The organism is Streptomyces sp. NBC_00038, assembly GCF_026343635.1.
Lineage (GTDB): Bacteria > Actinomycetota > Actinomycetes > Streptomycetales > Streptomycetaceae > Streptomyces.
Genome location: NZ_JAPELQ010000001.1, coordinates 2,052,273 through 2,070,071 on the forward strand (window position 1 = coordinate 2,052,273; position 17,799 = coordinate 2,070,071).

The 17,799-nt window shown below is 70.5% G+C and carries 16 protein-coding genes; 3 read left to right on the forward strand and 13 right to left on the reverse strand.

The genetic code is table 11. From position 1 onward, the window contains the following. Positions 1–45 precede the first annotated feature (45 nt). The 10 genes from OG219_RS09545 to OG219_RS09590 all read right to left on the reverse strand — a co-directional run bounded on the left by OG219_RS09545 (position 46) and on the right by OG219_RS09590 (position 13,347). Positions 46–864: an RNA methyltransferase gene (locus tag OG219_RS09545; protein ID WP_266824869.1), complete on the reverse strand. Its 819-nt coding sequence runs from the start codon at positions 862–864 to the stop codon at positions 46–48. Between the two features lie 64 nt (positions 865–928). Next, complete coding sequence (cobA, locus tag OG219_RS09550; RefSeq protein ID WP_266824871.1) at positions 929–2,164, reverse strand: uroporphyrinogen-III C-methyltransferase; 1,236 nt, start codon at positions 2,162–2,164, stop codon at positions 929–931. Between the two features lie 231 nt (positions 2,165–2,395). Then, on the reverse strand, positions 2,396–6,316 hold the full coding sequence (cobT, locus tag OG219_RS09555) for a nicotinate-nucleotide--dimethylbenzimidazole phosphoribosyltransferase (RefSeq protein WP_266824874.1): 3,921 nt from the start codon (positions 6,314–6,316) through the stop codon (positions 2,396–2,398). Between the two features lie 345 nt (positions 6,317–6,661). Further along, positions 6,662–7,873, reverse strand: coding sequence for a precorrin-6y C5,15-methyltransferase (decarboxylating) subunit CbiE (cbiE, locus tag OG219_RS09560; protein ID WP_266824876.1), 1,212 nt, complete (start codon positions 7,871–7,873; stop codon positions 6,662–6,664). A gap of 139 nt (positions 7,874–8,012) precedes the next feature. Continuing rightward, positions 8,013–8,648: a GNAT family N-acetyltransferase gene (locus OG219_RS09565; RefSeq protein ID WP_266824878.1), complete on the reverse strand. Its 636-nt coding sequence runs from the start codon at positions 8,646–8,648 to the stop codon at positions 8,013–8,015. A 146-nt stretch (positions 8,649–8,794) separates the two neighbouring features. Further along, complete coding sequence (locus OG219_RS09570) at positions 8,795–9,622, reverse strand: MetQ/NlpA family ABC transporter substrate-binding protein (RefSeq protein ID WP_266824880.1); 828 nt, start codon at positions 9,620–9,622, stop codon at positions 8,795–8,797. 31 nt (positions 9,623–9,653) lie between these two features. Continuing rightward, positions 9,654–10,481 (reverse strand): MetQ/NlpA family ABC transporter substrate-binding protein, encoded by an 828-nt coding sequence (locus tag OG219_RS09575; RefSeq protein WP_266824882.1) that lies wholly within the window; start codon positions 10,479–10,481, stop codon positions 9,654–9,656. A gap of 78 nt (positions 10,482–10,559) precedes the next feature. Further along, on the reverse strand, positions 10,560–11,297 hold the full coding sequence (locus OG219_RS09580; RefSeq protein ID WP_266824884.1) for a methionine ABC transporter permease: 738 nt from the start codon (positions 11,295–11,297) through the stop codon (positions 10,560–10,562). Further along, positions 11,294–12,385, reverse strand: a complete 1,092-nt coding sequence (locus tag OG219_RS09585) for an ATP-binding cassette domain-containing protein (protein WP_323183270.1) — start codon at positions 12,383–12,385, stop codon at positions 11,294–11,296. Before OG219_RS09585 ends, OG219_RS09580 begins: the two co-directional genes overlap by 4 nt. A 314-nt stretch (positions 12,386–12,699) precedes the next feature. Next, positions 12,700–13,347, reverse strand: a complete 648-nt coding sequence (locus tag OG219_RS09590) for an HAD family hydrolase (RefSeq protein ID WP_266824888.1) — start codon at positions 13,345–13,347, stop codon at positions 12,700–12,702. 69 nt (positions 13,348–13,416) lie between these two features. Between OG219_RS09590 and OG219_RS09595 the strand changes: the two genes are divergently transcribed. Continuing rightward, positions 13,417–13,776 (forward strand): hypothetical protein, encoded by a 360-nt coding sequence (locus OG219_RS09595; protein WP_266824890.1) that lies wholly within the window; start codon positions 13,417–13,419, stop codon positions 13,774–13,776. 1 nt (position 13,777) lies between these two features. Continuing rightward, positions 13,778–14,221: a hypothetical protein gene (locus tag OG219_RS09600; protein ID WP_266824892.1), complete on the forward strand. Its 444-nt coding sequence runs from the start codon at positions 13,778–13,780 to the stop codon at positions 14,219–14,221. Between the two features lie 134 nt (positions 14,222–14,355). Here OG219_RS09600 and OG219_RS09605 read toward each other — a convergent pair whose 3' ends face one another. The 3 genes from OG219_RS09605 to OG219_RS09615 all read right to left on the reverse strand — a co-directional run bounded on the left by OG219_RS09605 (position 14,356) and on the right by OG219_RS09615 (position 16,650). Continuing rightward, on the reverse strand, positions 14,356–14,859 hold the full coding sequence (locus OG219_RS09605) for a GNAT family N-acetyltransferase (protein WP_266824894.1): 504 nt from the start codon (positions 14,857–14,859) through the stop codon (positions 14,356–14,358). A 46-nt stretch (positions 14,860–14,905) separates the two neighbouring features. Continuing rightward, complete coding sequence (locus OG219_RS09610) at positions 14,906–15,412, reverse strand: sigma-70 family RNA polymerase sigma factor (protein WP_266824896.1); 507 nt, start codon at positions 15,410–15,412, stop codon at positions 14,906–14,908. A 74-nt stretch (positions 15,413–15,486) separates the two neighbouring features. Then, a complete protein-coding gene (locus OG219_RS09615) occupies positions 15,487–16,650 on the reverse strand; it encodes a glycerophosphodiester phosphodiesterase (RefSeq protein WP_266824898.1) in 1,164 nt (387 codons plus the stop codon). A gap of 370 nt (positions 16,651–17,020) precedes the next feature. Here OG219_RS09615 and OG219_RS09620 point away from each other — a divergent pair, with 370 nt between their 5' ends. Next, positions 17,021–17,710, forward strand: coding sequence for a 1-acyl-sn-glycerol-3-phosphate acyltransferase (locus OG219_RS09620; protein ID WP_266824900.1), 690 nt, complete (start codon positions 17,021–17,023; stop codon positions 17,708–17,710). Positions 17,711–17,799: the final 89 nt, after the last annotated feature.

Below are 17,799 nucleotides of genomic sequence, written 5' to 3' on the forward strand. Positions count from 1 at the left end.
GGATCCGATGGCCGAGCGGTACTGGGGCTGACTCCAGCAGGAGTACTAGGGCTGCGGGCGGCCCGTCGCCACCGCGTAGAAGGCGACCGAGGCCGCCGCGCCCACGTTGAGCGAGTCGACGCCGTGGGCCATCGGGATGCGGACCCATTCGTCCGCGGCCATCAGGGCCTTGGTGGACAGGCCGTCGCCCTCCGCGCCGAGCATCAGCGCGACGCGGTCCATGCGGTGCGGGGCCGCCTCGTCGAGGGACTTCGCCTTCTCGTCGGGGGTGAGTGCGAGGAGGTTGAAACCGGCCTCGCGGACCGACTCCAGGCCCTTGGGCCAGGAGTCGAGCCGGGCGTACGGGACGGCGAAGACGGCGCCCATGGAGACCTTCACGCTGCGGCGGTAGAGCGGGTCGGCGCAGTCCGGGGAGAGCAGGACCGCGTCCATGCCGAGCGCCGCCGCGGAGCGGAAGATCGCGCCGATGTTGGTGTGGTCGTTGACCGACTCCATGACGACCACGCGGCGGGTGGACTGCAGGAGTTCGTCCGCCGTCGGCAACGGCTTGCGCTGCATGGAGGCGAGCGCGCCGCGGTGCACGTGGTAGCCGGTGACCTGTTCGGCGAGCTCGGGGCTGACCGCGTACACCGGGGCCGGGAGTTCGTCGATGACATCGCGCATGACGTCGACCCACTTGGCCGAGAGCAGCATCGAGCGCATCTCGTACCCGGCGTCCTTGGCCCGTCTGATGACCTTCTCGCCCTCGGCGATGAACAGGCCCTCGGCGGGTTCGCGCTTGCGGCGCAGTTCCACGTCGGTCAGGCCCGTGTAGTCGCGCAGACGCGGGTCGGCGGGGTCCTCAACGGTGATGAGATCGGCCACAGGGTGATACTGCCTTGTCCTGGGTGCGGTGCCAACGGCTGGGAAGAGGTTGCGTTACCGGGGGTTACTGCTTGGGGTTCCCGGGGCCCACGTTCACGACCTCGCCGATGACGACGACCGCCGGGGGCTTCACGTCCTCGGTGCGTACGGCCTCGGCGACCGTGGCCAGGGTCGCGTCGACGCGACGCTGGGCCGCCGTCGTGCCCTCCTGGACCAGGGCGACCGGGGTGTCCGCCGGCTTTCCGTGCGCGATCAGGGTTTCGGCGATCCGGCCGATCTTGTCGACGCCCATGAGCACGACCAGCGTGCCGCGCAGCTTGGCGAGGGACTGCCAGTCGACGAGTGAGCGCTCGTCGTCGGGGGCCACATGGCCGCTCACCACCGTGAACTCGTGGGCGACGCCGCGGTGTGTGACCGGGATGCCCGCGGCGCCCGGTACCGAGATCGAGCTGGAGATGCCGGGGACGACCGTGCACGGGATGCCGGCCTCGGCGAGCGCCTGGACCTCCTCCATGCCACGGCCGTAGACGAACGGGTCGCCGCCCTTCAGCCGTACGACGGACTTGCCCTGCTTGGCGTGCTCGATCAGCGCGTTGTTGATGGCCTCCTGGGCCATGAAACGGCCGTACGGGATCTTCGCCGCGTCGATCACCTCGACGTGCGGCGGGAGTTCGGCGAGCAGGTCGCGGGGGCCGAGGCGGTCGGCGATGACCACGTCGGCCTCGGCGAGGAGGCGGCGGCCGCGGACCGTGATCAGGTCCGGGTCGCCGGGGCCGCCGCCGACGAGGGCGACGCCGGGGGTGCGGGTGCGGTGGTGGGGGGCCACCAGGGTGCCGTCGCGCAGGCCCTCCACCACCGCGTCACGGATCGCGGCGGTGTGGCGGGGGTCGCGGCCGCGGGCGTCCGTCGTGAGGACAGCCACGGTAACGCCCTCGCTGTGGCCCGTGGCCGGGGTCCACGCCGTCGCGGCGTCGGCGTCGTCCGAGCGGACGCACCAGACGCGGTGGCGCTCCGCTTCGGCGGAGGCTTCGGCGTTCGCCGTGTGGTCGCTGGTGGCGATCAGGGCGTACCAGGTGTTCGCCAGGTCACCGGTCTCGTACGGGCGCCTCGTCCAGGTGATCTCGCCAGCGTCGGCCATCGCTTCCACGGAGGGGGTGGCCTGCGGTGACACGAGGTGGATGTCCGCGCCTGCCGCGATGAGTGCCGGGAGGCGGCGTTGGGCCACCTGGCCGCCGCCGAGGACTACTACGCGGCGGCCTGTGAGGCGGAGGCCTACGGGGTAGGCGGGGTGTTCGGCCATGGCGGTGCGGCTCCTCGTACGGGGTGGGGCTTTCGTGCCCTGGGTGGCCCCTGACGTGCGGATTTTATGGTGCGGGGGTGTGGGTGGCCGGGGTGGGGTGGGGGTTCTTTCCCCAAGCCCGCCCCTTCCCGAAACCGGGGGCTCTGCCCCCGGACCCCCGACAGTGCGGCCCGGTGGACGGCTGTGCCCACCCGTTCCGCCCTGCGGAACGCCTGCCCACAGCCGTGCAGGCTACTTCTCGGTTACCCCTGCCGAATCGAACGTCGCCACCTCGTGCATCGCCCTCGCCGCGCTCTGTACCACCGGCAGCGCCAGCAGTGCGCCCGTGCCCTCGCCCAGGCGGAGGTCCAGGTCGACCAAGGGGCGCAGGCCCAGCTTGTTCAGGGCGGCCACGTGGCCCGGCTCCGCGCTGCGGTGGCCTGCGATGCAGGCGGCGAGGACCTCGGGGGCGATGGCGCGGGCCACGAGGGCTGCGGCGCCTGCGCTGACGCCGTCCAGGATGACCGGCGTACGCAGGGACGCGCCGCCGAGGAGGAGGCCGACCATGGCCGCGTGTTCGAGACCGCCGATGGCCGCGAGGACGCCGATGGGGTCGGCGGGGTCGGGCTGGTGGAGGTCGATGGCGCGGCGTACGACCTCGGTCTTGCGGGCGAGCGTCTCGTCGTTGATGCCGGTGCCGCGGCCCGTCACCTCGGACGGGTCGGTGTCCGTGAAGACCGAGATGAGGGCCGCCGACGCGGTGGTGTTGGCGATACCCATCTCGCCGGTCAGCAGGGCCTTGTTGCCTGCCGCCACCAGGTCCCGGGCCGTCTCGATGCCCACCTCGATGGCCGCGATGACCTCCTCGCGGGTCATCGCGGGGCCGGTCGTCATGTCGGCGGTGCCCAGGCGGATCTTGCGCGGCAGCAGGCCCGGGGTGGCCGGGAGGTCGGAGGCGACGCCCACGTCGATGACGCAGACCTCGGCGCCCACCTGGTTGGCGAAGGCGTTGCAGACCGCGCCGCCGCCGAGGAAGTTGGCCACCATCTGGGCGGTGACCTCCTGCGGCCAGTGGGTGACGCCCTGGGCGTGCACACCGTGGTCGCCGGCGAAGATCGCGACCGCGGCGGGCTCCGGGATCGGCGGCGGGCACATCCGGGACAGACCCGAGAGCTGCGCGGAGATGATCTCCAGCATGCCGAGCGCACCGGCGGGCTTGGTCATCCGCTTCTGGCGTTCCCAGGCCTCGCCGAGCGCCTTGGCGTCCAGCGGACGGATGTTGGAGATCGTCTCGGCGAGCAGGTCGTGCGGCTCCTCGCCGGGCAGCGCGCGACGGCCGTACGTCTCCTCGTGGACGACCCACGACAGCGGGCGGCGCTTGGACCAGCCCGCCTGCATCAGCTCGGGCTCGTCCGGGAACTCGTCGACGTAGCCGACGCAGAGGTACGCCACGACCTCCAGGTGCTCGGGGAGACCCAGCGCGCGGACCATCTCTCGCTCGTCGAAGAAGCTGACCCAGCCGACGCCGAGGCCCTCGGCGCGGGCCGCGAGCCACAGGTTCTCGACCGCGAGCGCGGAGGAGTACGGGGCCATCTGCGGCTGCGTGTGGCGGCCCAGGGTGTGGCGGCCGCCACGGGTCGGGTCGGCGGTGACGACGATGTTCACCGGGGTGTCGAGGATGGCCTCGATCTTCAGTTCCTTGAACTGCTTCGCGCGGCCCTTGGGCAGCGACTTCGCGTACGCCTCGCGCTGGCGGGCCGCGAGTTCGTGCATCGAACGCCGGGTGTCGGCGGAACGGATGACGACGAAGTCCCAGGGCTGGGAGTGGCCGACGGACGGTGCCGTGTGGGCCGCCTCCAGGACACGGAGCAGTACGTCGTGCGGGATCGGGTCGCTGCGGAAGCCGTTGCGGATGTCGCGGCGCTCGCGCATCACGCGCAGGACGGCCTCGCGTTCCGCGTCGTCGTAGCCGGGTGCCGCCGGGCCGGTGGACTCTCGTACGTCTTCCACTGCGGCCGTGCTCTCTTCCTGGTCGGCGCCCTGGGTGTCCAGGTCGTCCGCTTGCTGTGCGACTACGGTCTCCGGGGCCGCCGGGAGGGGCTCCAGTACGGGGGTTGTGTCGACCTCGGGCGCTGGCTCGGCCTCGACCTCGGCTTCCACCGGCGCTGCCTCGCGGGGTGCCGGTACGGGAACGACCGGCTCCGTTTCGGCGGCGGGAGTCTGCGAGGTTTCCTCGGCGGGCGCGTCGGCCGTCTCCTGGACGTGGGCGGGCGCCACCGGGATCGGCTGCTCCGCAGGCTCGTCGACCGTGGGCTGCTCCTCCGTGGGGAAGGGCGGCACGGTCATGGCGTGCGGCGGGGTCGGGGCGAGGTGCGGGGTCGTCGGCACGGTGCCCTCGACGGGCACGAACTGGCCGAGGGAGTGGTCCGCATGAGGGTCGTGAGGAGCGTTCGGGAGGTCGGACGGGCCTGCGCCTGCTCCGTCGCCGTGGGCCGGGAAGTGTTCGGCGCCGGCCTGGAAGTGTTCGCCGTGGGCCTGGCCCATGGCTGCGTGCGAGGCCTGCGCGTGGGCGCCGACGCCTGCCGGGATGCCGTGCAGCGGTTCGGGGGCGTCCACGTCGGCGTACGCGGTGTGTGCGTCCACGGGGAATCCGGGGGCCAACTGCACGTGCGCCTGCGGCTGGGGCTGGGTCAGCGCGTGGTCGGAACTGTCGGGGGTGTCCGCGAACTGGGCGGCGGGGTCCGGGATGTGGACACCGGGGGACCCGAACTGGGCTGCCTGCGCCGGGAACTGAGGCGCCGGGTCGGTGATCTGCGGCGGGGTCGCGTGCGCTCTGCGCGAGTTCGGACGGGGTGCGAGGTTCGGCTCGGGTACGAGGTTCGGCTCGACCACGGCGTTCTGCTCGGGTGCAAGGTTCTGCTCGGCAACGGCGTTCGGCTCGGGCGCGAAGTGCTCACCCTCCGACGGGGCCGGCGCCTCCACGGCGAGGTGCGCGGGTGCGTACGCCTCGGCGGCGGGCTCGGCGTCTTCCGTCGACTCGGGGGCGTGCGATGCGTCCGGGGCCTCCGAGGCGGCCAGGAAGGGGGTCTCGTCCAAGGCCTGCGGAAGTTGCTGGTCCAGCGGACCGTCCGAGGAGGGCGCGAGCTCGGGAGCCTGCGCGGCCTCCTCCGCCGGGAGGGCGAAGGCGCCCGGGGACTCGGGAGTGTGCCCGAGCGCCTGGGCCCCAGGGGCGTCCTGCTCCTGGGAAGCAGGAGCGAGCCCCGGGAGCTGGGCGGCCTGCGGTTCCTGGGCGGCCACCGCGATCACCTCGGCTTCAGCCACGTCCTGCGCCTGTGCCTGGTCATGGGCGGCATGCTCGGCCGCAAGGACCGGAGCGGGCTCCAGGACCGGCGGCTCCTCCGCGCTCTGCTGCGGCTCCTGCACCGCCTCCGGGACGACCGTTTCTGCAGCCACCTGCTCCGGTCCCGGCTGCGGGACCCCCCACGGCACCGCGCCCTGCGGCGGGATCTCGGAGAGCTGCGGAACATCGAGGTACTCGGGCCCGGCCGTCGGCGGACCGGGGTGCCGTACGGGAGTTGCGGGGGCGGTGAACGGGGCGGCGGCAGCGGGGCTCACCGGCGCACCCGCGGGGCCGCGGTCGGCGAGTGAGCGCACCGGGCTCGCGGAGCCGTCCGGGGTCGGCGGGCCGAGGTGCAGCGGGCGACGGGGCGGCGTCGGCTGCGGGGCGGGCGCGGGGTCCGGCACGCGGACCGCACCGAGGTCGACCGAGCCGCTGTCCCGCCCGTCCGTCTCGTGCGGACCGGGTTCGTCCGATCCCGTCTCCTGCGGAGCCGACTCCTGAGCACCGGGCTCATGCGCCCCCGACTCGTACGCCCCGGGTTCCTGCAGCTCCGTCTCGTGCGGCCCCGGTTCCTGCGGACCGAGCTCATGCGGACCCGGATCGTGCAGACCCGGCTCGTGAACGAACGGCATCGGCGCCGGCGGCGGTACCTCGTTGCCCCACGCGCCCTGTGCTCCCGGCGCGCCCGGCATCAGGAGCAGGTCGTCGTCATCGGCGGGGTTCTCGGAGGGGTCGAGGAAGGTGTAGGCACCTGGCGCGAGGACGCCCGGCTGATCCACCATGCCTGCGTTCTCCGGCAGTCCCTCGCCCGGGACCTGGCCGGTGTCAGTCATGCGTACCCCTCGCCCATCGGTTAGTGCTTCCAAGTCCAGCTCGCCCGGAACGGCGCACCGACCGCCCCACGGTGAAGAACGAGCGCGCGTGCCCAGCGGCACGAACGACCGGCCAAGAAAGACGACAAAGCCATTAACTGGCATTGTCCCGGTCGTCCCGCCCTCACGTCACGTTGATCCGCGAGGGTCCGCTGTGGACTGCGCCACGTTGCGCGTCCTCCGGTTCTGCCGTACCACACACACCTCAAAACGGGCGCGTTTTCCGGACATTGGCCTACGAAAGGCTGATCCCCCGAGAGCGGTACAACGATCGGCCAGCCTACCGCGCGCAGTACGACAACAGGATCACGGGGCGCGATCGGGGAGACGGCCCGTGAGCAGGAACGCGACGCTCCGTTCCGTCTCCGTCCAGGCCCTCGTGTCGAGTTCGACGGACTGGATGAGCGCGCACTCGACCTGGTAGCCGTGCTCGGTGAGGCCTCTGCCGATGAGTTCGGCCGCGTCGCGGGTCGAGGCGTGCGTGACGATGACTCGTGGACGACGGTCGGCGACCGCCGAGACCACCGCGGCTCCGCCGCCCCCGACTCGTACGACATCGGGTTCGGGCAGGTCCTCCAGGATGTGCGGCGCGGCGCCGTGCACGATCTGCATCTGGACGCCGAAGCGGCGGGCGGAGTCCTCGGTACGGGCGCAGGAGCCGGGGTTCCGGTCGACCGCGATGACGGCGGCACCGGTGCGCGCCGCCTCGGTGGCGAAGGCGCCGCTGCCGGAGCCGATGTCCCAGACGAGGTCTCCGACGCGCGGCCCCAGGCGGGCGAGTTGGGCGGCGCGCAGCAGATCCGTTTCGCCTTCGCCGAGTGCGCCGCCGTACGCCTTCGCGGGCAGCGCCCAGCCGCGCGGTCCCGCACCCGGCTCGCGTCCGGCGATCCAGCCGCCGCCCTCGACCGCGGCCACGAAGCCGCCGATGACGATGACGACGTTGGGGTCGCGCCAGGTGTGGTCGGCGGCCTTGTCGGAGGTGAGGATCGTGACCTGTTCGCTCGCGGTGCCGAGTTCCTCGCAGATGACGAAGGTGCGGTGCACTCCGTCCATGAGGAGGCCGAGCTCGGCGGGGCCCGCACCGGGCGAGGTGAGAACGGCGACCTTCGTATGGGCGCGGCACACGTTCACCGCGCGTCGCAGGGTGCGGGGATGTGCGACGACCACCTCTGCGTCGTCCCAGGGCATTCCGGCGCGGGCGAACGCGGTGGCCACCGAGGAGACGGCGGGGACGACTTCGACCTCCAGGCCGAACTCGGGTCCGCGCAGGGTGCGTACGACGCCGAAGAAGCCCGGGTCCCCGTCGGCGAGGACGACGGCGCTGCCCCGGTGATTGGCGATCCGGCGGGCGGCGAGGGCGACGCTGCCGAGGCGGATGCGTTCGGCGGCCTTGGGCACCTCGGGGAGCGCCAGGTGATGGGCCGCGCCTGCCACCAGCGTGGCGGCGCCGAGAGCTGAGCGCGCCGCGGCGGTCAGCGGCGAGCCGTCCCAGCCGATCACCGTGACCCGGTCGGCCATCGTCGTCAGTCTCCAGAAAGGTCTTCGCAGGTCGTCAGGGGCAGGCCCGCAGGCGGGCTCCGTGAGGGTACCTGGTGCGGCCCGGCAGCGCCCGGACGGGCTCCGACGGGCTCCGGAGTGTGGGAGCGGTCCCGGGTTATCAGTTCCAGTCGGAGAACGACGTGAAACCACTGTCGGCGAACTGGTCGCCGACGCCGTCGAGGTCCTCCGGCAGGAGGCTCCACACGATGTAGTCGGTGCGCACGTCCGTCCAGCCGCCGTCCTCGGTACGGGTGCGCGCTATGCAGGCGCCCCGCAGGACACCTTCACTGATGCAGCCGATCTTCTGGGCGACCTGCTGCGAGGCGGTGTTGTCGGCCGCCGTGCGCAGTTCGATGCGCTCGAACTTCTGGTCGCGGAACAGCCATTGGGCGGTGGCGAGCGAGGCCTCGGAGGCGTAGCCCTCGCCGCGGGCCCAGGGGGCGATGATGTACGACAGTTCGGTGGACCGCACGTGCCAGTTCGTCTTGGCGAGCTGGATGATGCCGACCAGGCGCTGGGTGAGGAACTCCGTGACGGCGAGGTCGAGTCCGCGGCCCGCCGCGCGTTCGGCGGGCGCGTAGTCGGTGATCCAGGAGCGGGCGCCGTCCTCGGTGAAGGGCTGGGGCACCGCCGTCCAGGCCGCCACCATCTCGTCGTTCATCATTTCGGCCAGGGCGGAGACGTCCTCGTCCTCGAGCGCACGCAGAACCAACCGCTCCGTGCTGATGGAGATGTCGGGGAAGGTGCTTGTCATGCGCCGCTCCGTAACCTTCGGGAACCTCGGGCCCTCGGAAACCGTCGGGCCTGCTGAACTGCCCAGCATGCAGCATGAAACCACCGTGACGCACCACGGGGTCCACTCCGCGTTATGGAGTGGACCCCGTGCGGTGACGAGAGCCGTCAGCCGGAAGTGACCGGCAGGACCGAGCCCTTGTACTTGTCCTCGATGAACTTCTTGACCTCGGGCGAGGTGAGGAGCTCGGCGAGCTTCTTCACGCGCGGGTCGTCCTCGTTGCCCTTCTTCACCGCCAGGAGGTTCGCGTAGGGGTTGTCCTTCGCGGACTCCAGGAGGATCGCGTCGGTCGCGGGGCTGAGGCCCGCGTCCTGGGCGTAGTTGTTGTTGATGACCGCCACGGCCACGTCGTCGAGAGAGCGCGGCAACTGGGCGGGCTCCAGCTCCTTGAACTTCAGGTGCTTCGGGTTGGCCGTGATGTCCTCGGGGGACGCGGTCGTGCCGGCACCCTCCTTGAGCGTGATGACGCCCTTGGAGGCCAGGAGCTTGAGGGCGCGTCCCTCGTTGGTGACGTCGTTGGGTACGGCGACGGTGGCTCCGTCGGCGAGCTCGGTGACGTCCTCGACCTTCTTCGAGTACACGCCCATGGGCGGCAGGTACGGCTTGACGACCGACACCAGGTCCGTGCCCTTGGACTTGTTGAAGTCGTCCAGGAAGGGCTGGTTCTGGTAGAGGTTCGCGTCGAGCGAGCCCTCCTGGAGCGCGGTGTTCGGCAGGACGTAGTCCGTGAACTCCTGGATCTCCAGGTCGAGTCCGGCCTTCTCGGCCAGGTCCTTCTTTATGTACGACAGGACCTCGCCGGCCGGTACGGCGGTGGCGCCGACGACCAGGGCGTCGCCGTCACCGCTGCCGGAGTCCGAGCCCGAACCGCAGGCGGTGAATCCGAGGCCGAGGGCAACCGCGGCGGACACCGCAGATATGACGTGCTTGCGCATTGCGTTGACCTCTCTTGCTCCGGTCGCGTCCTCAGAAGGACGCGATGACGGAACCCTCGTACTTGTCCTCGATGAACTTCTTGACCTCGGGCGAGGTGAGGAGCTTCGCGAGCTTCTCGACGCGCGGGTCGTCCTCGTTGCCCTCCTTGACGGCCAGGAAGTTGCCGTACGGGTTGTCCTTCGCGGACTCCAGGACGAGGGCGTCCTCGGCGGGCGAGAGGTCGGCCTCGATGGCGTAGTTGCCGTTGATGACCGCGGCGTCGACGTCCTCCAGGGAGCGGGGGGTCTGGGCCGCCTCCAGCTCCTTGAACTTGAGGTCCTTCGGGTTCTTGGTGATGTCCGAGGGGGTCGCTTCGTTGCCCACGCCGTCCTTGAGCGTGATGATCCCGTTGGCGGCGAGCAGCTTCAGCGCGCGTGCCTCGTTGACGCTGTCGTTCGGGACGGCGATCGTCGCGCCGCTCTTGAGGTCGTCGGCGCTCTTGACCTTGCTGGAGTACAGGCCGAGCGGCTCCAGGTGCACCGTGACGACGGGCACGATGTGGGTACCGTTCTTCTTGTTGAAGTCGTCGAGGTACGGCTGGTTCTGGAAGTAGTTGGCGCCCACGGACCCGTCCTCGGTCGCCGTGTTCGGCGTGACGTAGTCGGTGAACTCCTTGACCTCCAGGTCGAGGCCCGCGTCCTTCGCCAGGTTGTCCTTGACGTAGTTGAGGATCTCGGCGTGCGGGACGGGGCTGGCGGCGACGATCAGCGGTCCGCTGGTGTCGGAGGCGGCGTCCTTGTCCGAGCCGCAGGCGGTGAGGCCGAGGGTGAGGGCTCCGGCTGCGAGGACGGCGGTGCTGAGCTTTGTGGCGTTACGCACGAAAAGTGCCTTTCCATGTGGGTGTAGCTGTCCCCGTGATGGGTGTGCGGGGAAATCTGCGGGTGGGTGAAGAGGTACTCAGGCGACCTTGCCGACGTCCGCGGTCGCTGGCTCCTTGGCCTTCAGCAGCCTGAGCTTCGGCGCGGCCCCGGACCGGCCACCGCGCCGGTGCAGCCCACGCGCGGCGTAGTCGCCGGCGAACTGGATGACCGAGATGACCACGGCGAGGATCCCTACGGTGATCCACATCAGCTCGGTCTCGAAGCGCTGGTAGCCGTATCGGATCGCGATGTCGCCGAGGCCGCCGGCGCCGACGGTGCCGGCCATCGCCGAGTAGCCGATGAGGGCGACGATCGTGGTGGTCGCGGAGGAGATCAGCGACGGCAGGGACTCCGGTACGAGGACCTTGCGGACGACGGTCCAGGTGTTGCCGCCCATCGACTGCACGGCCTCGACGAGCCCGCCGTCCACTTCACGGACAGCCGTCTCGACAAGGCGCGCGAAGAACGGGATCGCCCCGATCGCGAGCGGCACGATGGCGGCCTCGCGGCCGATCGTCGACCCGGTGAGCCAGCGCGTGAAGCTCATCAGCGCGACCATCAGGATGATGAACGGCATCGAGCGGGCGATGTTCACGACCTGCCCGATGACCCGGTTCGCCAGGACGTTCTGGAGCAGTCCGCCGCGGTCGGTGAGGACGAGCAGGATGCCGAGCGGGAGACCGCCGACGACGGCTATGAGCGTCGACCAGCCCACCATGTAGAACGTGTCCCAACATGCCTGGGACAGCAGCGGCTGCATCTCCGACCAGGTCACTTGGCACCATCCTTCAGCAGTACGGGCGCCTGGCCCTGAATGTCGATCTGCAGCCCCTGTTCGCGCAGGAACCCGATCGGCACGACGTTCTCCTCGTAGCGGCCGGGCAGTTCGATGCGCATCCGGCCGACCTGCTTGCCCGCGACGGTGTCCATCGCGGCACCGAGGATCGAGATGTCGATGTTGTAGGTGCGGGAGAGCTGCGAGATGACGGGCTGGGTCGCGGCCTCGCCGTGGAAGGTGACGTCGATGACCGTGCGGTCGTCGCCGGACGGGTCACCGCTGACCGGGAAGAGCGCGGCGGCCAGCTCGGAGCCGGGCGTCGCGAGCAGCTCGCCGACCGTGCCGGACTCGACGATCCTGCCGTTCTCCATGAGGGCGGCCGAGTCGCAGATGGTCTTGACGACGTCCATCTCGTGGGTGATGAGCAGGACGGTGAGGCCCAGCTGCCGGTTCAGGTCGCGCAGCAGCTGGAGGATGGAGCGGGTGGTCTCGGGGTCGAGAGCGCTGGTCGCCTCGTCCGAGAGCAGCACCTGCGGGTCGCCGGCCAGGGCGCGGGCGATGCCGACGCGCTGCTTCTGGCCGCCGGAGAGCTGTGCCGGGTAGGACCTGGCCTTGTCGGAGAGGCCCACGAGGTCGAGCAGGTCCAGCGCCTTGCGGGAACGTTCCTTCCCCGAAACGCCAAGGATTTCGAGCGGCAGCTCGACGTTGTCCTGGACCGTCCGCGAGGACAGCAGGTTGAAGTGCTGGAAGACCATTCCGATGTGGCTGCGCGCCCTGCGGAGCTCCCGGCCGGCCCGGGAGCCCTGCCCGGCGAGCGCGGTGAGGTCCTGCCCGGCGACGGTGACCGTGCCGGAGGTGGGACGCTCCAGGAGGTTGATGCAGCGGATGAGCGAGGACTTGCCGGCGCCGGACTGGCCGATGACGCCGTACACCTCGCCTTCGCGGACGTGTAGATCGACGCCGTCGAGGGCGGGGATCTCACGGCCGCGCGAGCGGTAGACCTTGGTGAGGTCCTTGGTCGTGATCACTGGGGTTTCCGTCACTGTCGAGTGCAGGGCGTGGGTGTGCGCCGGGCACGGGTGCATTCGGTCTTGAACGCGGCACGGTTCTCGCGGTGGCGATGGCATCCGGGGTGTGAAGAAGAATCGTGTGCGCGGGGCAGCGACCGTCACGTCCGGGGACGGACAGGGCGCGCCGGCTCGCTTCGGGGCGCGAGGCTCGGGGTGGTGCGGGGGCCCTCTAGAAGGCGCACATTCGACACATACAACGAGCACCGGGCGTCATGCTCGCCTCGGTCGCAAGGATGCGGCTGCTCGTCGTGGTCATGGGATCAAGTAAAGCAGACACACAGGAGGGGCCCACCACCGCTGTCCGTATACCGGACAGCGGTGGACGGCCTTCAGCCCCGGACGGAGATCTCCACTCCGTGCGCCGTGACCAGCGCGGACAGGGCGGAGAGGTTCTCGACCACGAGGTCGGCGTCCAGCTCGTGGGACTGGTGGGTTGTGGCCAACGCCACGGTGGTCATTCCGGCGGCGCGGCCCGCCTGTAGGCCCGCGGGGGCGTCCTCGAAGACCACGCAGCGGGCCGGGTCGACGCCCATTTCCCGGGCGGCGAGGAGGTAGGGCTCGGGGTCGGGCTTGCCGCGGGTGACGTCGTCGGCGGTGATCAGCGTCTTGGGGCGGATACCGGCCTCGGTGAGCCGTGCCTCACCCAGGCGCCGGGTGGCGGAGGTGACGACGGCCCAGCGCTCGGCGGGGAGCGAGTCGAGGAACTCGGCCGTCCCGGGAAGCAGCAGAACGCCGCCCGGTACGTCGTCGACCTCCAGCTGTTCGATGCGTGCGAGGGCCTCGGGGACGATGTCGGCGGGCAGCAGGTCGGCGACTATCTCGGCGGCGGGGCGGCCGTGCAGTTCGGTCCGGGCGAAGTCCTCGGCGGTGATGCCGTACTCCTCGTACCACCGGGTCCAGCAGCGGTTCACCGGCTCCAGGGATGAGACGAGTGTTCCGTCGTTGTCGAAGAGGAGGGCTTCAGCGTGGATCTTCATGCCTTCGACCCTACGGGGCACCCCGGGGGCGAACGCATCGGGTCTTTCGGCCCGTAATAGGGTCGCGGCATGCTTGATGCCCTGACGGTCGCGACCGCCGTCGCCGCGCTCGCGCTCGCCGCCTGGTGCGGCTGGGCCGCCTACCGCGATCAGCCCACCAAGGACTGGCACTTCATCGGTATGGCCGTGGTGTCGCTGCTCGCCGTGATCCAGCTGGTGGTCGGCATCGTCCAGCTGGCACGCGGCGAGAAGCCGGAGCAGGGCACGACGATCTTCGTGGCGTATCTGCTCGGCGCCCTCGCGTGCATCCCGGCCGCCGGCCTCATGTCGCTGACCGAGCGCTCCCGCTGGGGATCGATCACCGTGGCCGCCGGCGGCATCGTCCTCGCCGTTCTCGAGGTGCGGCTCTATGACATCTGGGGAGGCTGAGATGACGGCCGCGGAGGAGAACGGGACCGTGCCTCAGGAGAAGAAGCGGACGCGGCTCATCAGCGGGCCCGGCATGCTGCTGGTCTGGCTGTACGGCGTGATGGTCGTCGGCGCCGTCTCGCGCAGCGCCGTGCAGATCTCCACGGAGTTCGACAAGGCCCCGCTCGCCTACTCGCTCTCCGCCGTCGCGGGGCTCGTCTACGGCTTCATCACGTACTCGCTCGTACGCGGCGGTGAGAGGGCCCGCAGGGCGGCGCTGGTGTGCTGCGCCGCCGAGCTCGCGGGCGTACTGATCGTCGGGACCTGGACGCTGGTGGAGCCGTCCGCCTTCCCCGACGCCACGGTGTGGTCGGACTACGGGATGGGCTATCTGTTCATCCCGGTGCTGCTGCCACTGTCGGCGATGTACTGGCTGCGCAAGGCTGCCCGTACTGCCGCTCAGTAGCCGCCAGGCGCTGGCCGACGCGGTTCGGCTGCGCCCCGAAGGGGCGCGGGGCTGTGACATATGCGGCTCCGCCGCGTGGGCGCGACCAGCCACGACGGCCCCGCAGACAACGCACCGGCCTACCAGCGGAGCGCTTACGCGCTTGCCGCGAACGCGCCCGCGTGGGCGCCCTTCGCCAGGGTCACCAGCGTGAGGCGCTCGTCCACGCGCTCCGTGGAGACCTGGGCGTAGCCGTGCTTGCGGTACAGCCGCAGGTTGCGGTCGCTACGGTGGCCGGTGAAGAGCTCGAAGGACTTGGCCGCGCCGTCCGCGCCGAGCCTGGCCTCGATCGCGGCGAGCAGGCGCCCGCCCAGTCCGTGGCGCTGCATGCGCGGGTGGACGATGAGCTTGTTGATGCGGGCGGTGCCCTCGGCGTCCACGGCGCCGCGGACCGATGCCACCACCTCGTCCCCGAGCCGGGCCACCAGGACCGTGCCTTCGGCCAGCTCCGCCCTGAGGGAGTCGAGCGGCTGGGTGAGCGGCTCGATGCCGTAGTCGCCATACAGTGCCGCCTCGCTCTGGTAGCAGAGGTACTGCAGCTTGAGGATCTGCTCGGCATCTTGCGCGGTCGCCGCCGAGATGGTCACGCTCATGCCCATGTGTGCACGCCTCCCGCTCACCTGTTCCACCGGTCGTCCCTCACTCCTATCCCCGCGGTTCCCCGGCCGCAACCTCCGGCGTCAGCAATCGACGGAGACATCCCAGACATCGGGAACGTTCCGGACCCAGACTGCCCTGTGAGATACCCAACTCCCCCGCGATCTCCCGGTAGGTGAGGTCCTTCGGGGACAGCAGGGCCGCCAACAGGCTGGGACAGCGGCCGGGCAGGCGTCGTACCGCGTCGTGCAGCGCGCGATGGCGGGCGGCGGTCATCGCCTGCTGCTCGGGGCCGGTCCCGCGGTCGTCGGCGGGATCGGCGGCGTACGGCTGCTCGACGCGGGCCCTGCGGCGGCTGCGGCGGGCCTCGGAGCGGACCGCGCGGCGCAGCCAGCCCTGCGGGTCCACCGGTGGGCCATCCGTGTCGAGGCGCTCCAGGAGGCGCAGCCAGACGGCCTGTTCCAGGTCGCCCTGTTCGGCGCCGGACGCATATGCCTCGGCCGAGGCCTCGGCGGCGAGCAGTGGGCGCAGCGTGGCAACCATGTCGTGTGTCATATGCGGCACGACGCGGCCGCCCCGGCGGGTGGTTGCCGGGGCGGCCGTCTGTCACCCCAACCGGGGTGGCGGGGTCATCCGTTGACGAAGTCTGCGCGGGCGAGCACCCCGGTGTCGGCGTTGTCGGTGAAGACACCGTCGATGCCCGTCTCGAAGTAGACCTTGAAGACGCCGAAGACGTCACCGTAGGCGTCCGCGTCCGTGCCCTTGCGGTAGGCCGGGGGCAGGAAGGGGTTCTCGTTGCGCATGGTGTAGGGGTGCAGGATCAGGCCCTGCGCGTGCGCGTCCCTGACCAGGGTGGTCGGCTTGGTGAAGTCGCCGTTCGCGTCCTTCGGGATGATCAGGTTGAGCGTGGGGCCGATTCCCTGGGCGTAGGAGGCGATCTCCTTGAGGCCCTTGGGGGTGACGAGGTCGGCGACGGTGCGCGGGTCGCCGGTCGTGACGAAGTCAAAAGGCCGGGTGTTCGCGGCGTCGAGCAGGACCGCGAGCGGGTTGTCGACGAGCTTGTTCATGCGCTGGATGCTGGTCGGCTCGAAGGACTGGATGATGACCGGCGAGTTCCGCTTGTCCTTGCCCGCCTTGCGCAGCACCTTGGCGAGCTTCTCCTCGGTGCCGAGGCCGAGCGCCCGGAAGTACGTGGGGTGCTTGATCTCGGGGTAGATCCAGACCTGCTTGCCGCGCTTGCGGGTCTGCTCGTCCTGCCACTTGAGCACCTCTTCGAACGTGGGGATCTCCCAGCGCCCGTTGTAGAGGGTGTTGTGCGGACGGTTGGCGGGGATGCGCTCGATGGCCCGCAGGGTCTTCAGCTCGGCGAGCGTGAAGTCCTCCGTGAACCAGCCGGTGGTGGCGACCCCGTCAAGGCTCTTCGTGGTCTTGCGGCCGGCGAACTCGGGGTGGTCCGCGACATCCGTGGTGCCGCCGATTTCCGGCTCGTGACGGCATACGAGGTGACCGTCCTTGGTGGGCACCAGGTCGCCCGCCTCGACGACGTCCGCGCCGAGGTCGAGGGCCAGCTGGTACGAGCCGAAGGTGTGCTCCGGCCGGTAGCCGCTGGCCCCGCGGTGTCCAATGATCGTCGGCTTCGGCAGGCTCTGGTAGCCGCCGCCCGACTTCTGCGCGTCCGCCCGGGCCACGCCGGGCGCTCCGAGGACCGCTCCGCCCGCGCCGAGCACCGCGGCTCCGAGCAGCGTCCGCCGCGCGGTGCCCCGTTCCTGTCCGTCCGACTCCTGCGCTCCCATGACCACTCCCGCTGTATTGCCCCCGCGCCAGTTCAAATCGGGTCGATCGTAAGTTCCCTTGCGTGACGGGAGGGAGACCTGCGGCAGAACACGTGGGTGCCCCTGTGTGTCGTACGGAACAAGTGAGGTGACGGTCCGTCGGCATCGGAGCCGCCATGCGGGGTACGCGCACCACAGCGGCGCGTCGAACGGTCCTCGGGTGCGACGCGCGAGATCCGTCACATCGTCTCGCCCGTGTGACAACCGCTCACCGGCGCGCCACCGCAGGTAAACGTGCGTCAACAGTGCGTATCCACTCGGTGAACCCGATGTGCAATCACCCTGGAGCCGCGAGTATCGTCCTCACCTGCACAGACTCATACCGAATCCCTTGACACCGGAGGGCCCGTTGTCCCGCTTCGCGCTCATCAAGGCAGTGCTCGGACCGATCATGCGCCTGATGTTCCGCCCACGGGTGGAGGGTGCGGAGCACATCCCGGGCGAAGGTCCGGTGATCCTGGCCGGCAACCATCTCACCTTCATCGACTCGATGATCATGCCGCTGTTCTGCGACCGCCAGGTCTTCTTCATCGGCAAGGACGAGTACGTAACCGGCAAGGGCGTCAAAGGCCGTCTGATGGCCTGGTTCTTCACCGGCTGCGGCATGATCCCGGTCGACCGGGACGGCGGACGCGGCGGTGTCGCAGCGCTGATGACGGGCCGCCGGGTGCTGGAGGAGGGCAAGGTCTTCAGCATCTACCCGGAGGGCACCCGCTCCCCCGACGGCCGGCTCTACCGGGGCCGTACGGGCATCGCCCGGCTGGCGATGATGACCGGTGCGCCCATCGTCCCGTTCGCCATCATCGGCACGGACAAGATCCAGCCCGGCGGTGCGGGGTTTCCCCGGCCCGGCCGGGTCACTGTCCGCTTCGGCGAGGCCATGGAGTTCTCTCGGTACGAGGGGATGGACCGGGATCGTTACGTCCTGCGGGCCGTGACCGACTCCGTGATGACCGAGGTCATGCGGCTGTCGGGGCAGGAATATGTGGACATGTACGCCACCAAGGCCAAGGCGGCGTAGGCGCTCCGCTGGTTTTGCCGGGTCACTGCGGGTCGTTCGTTCACTGCCGGTCGTCCGTGGCTGGTCGCGCAGTTCCCCGCGCCCCTGAC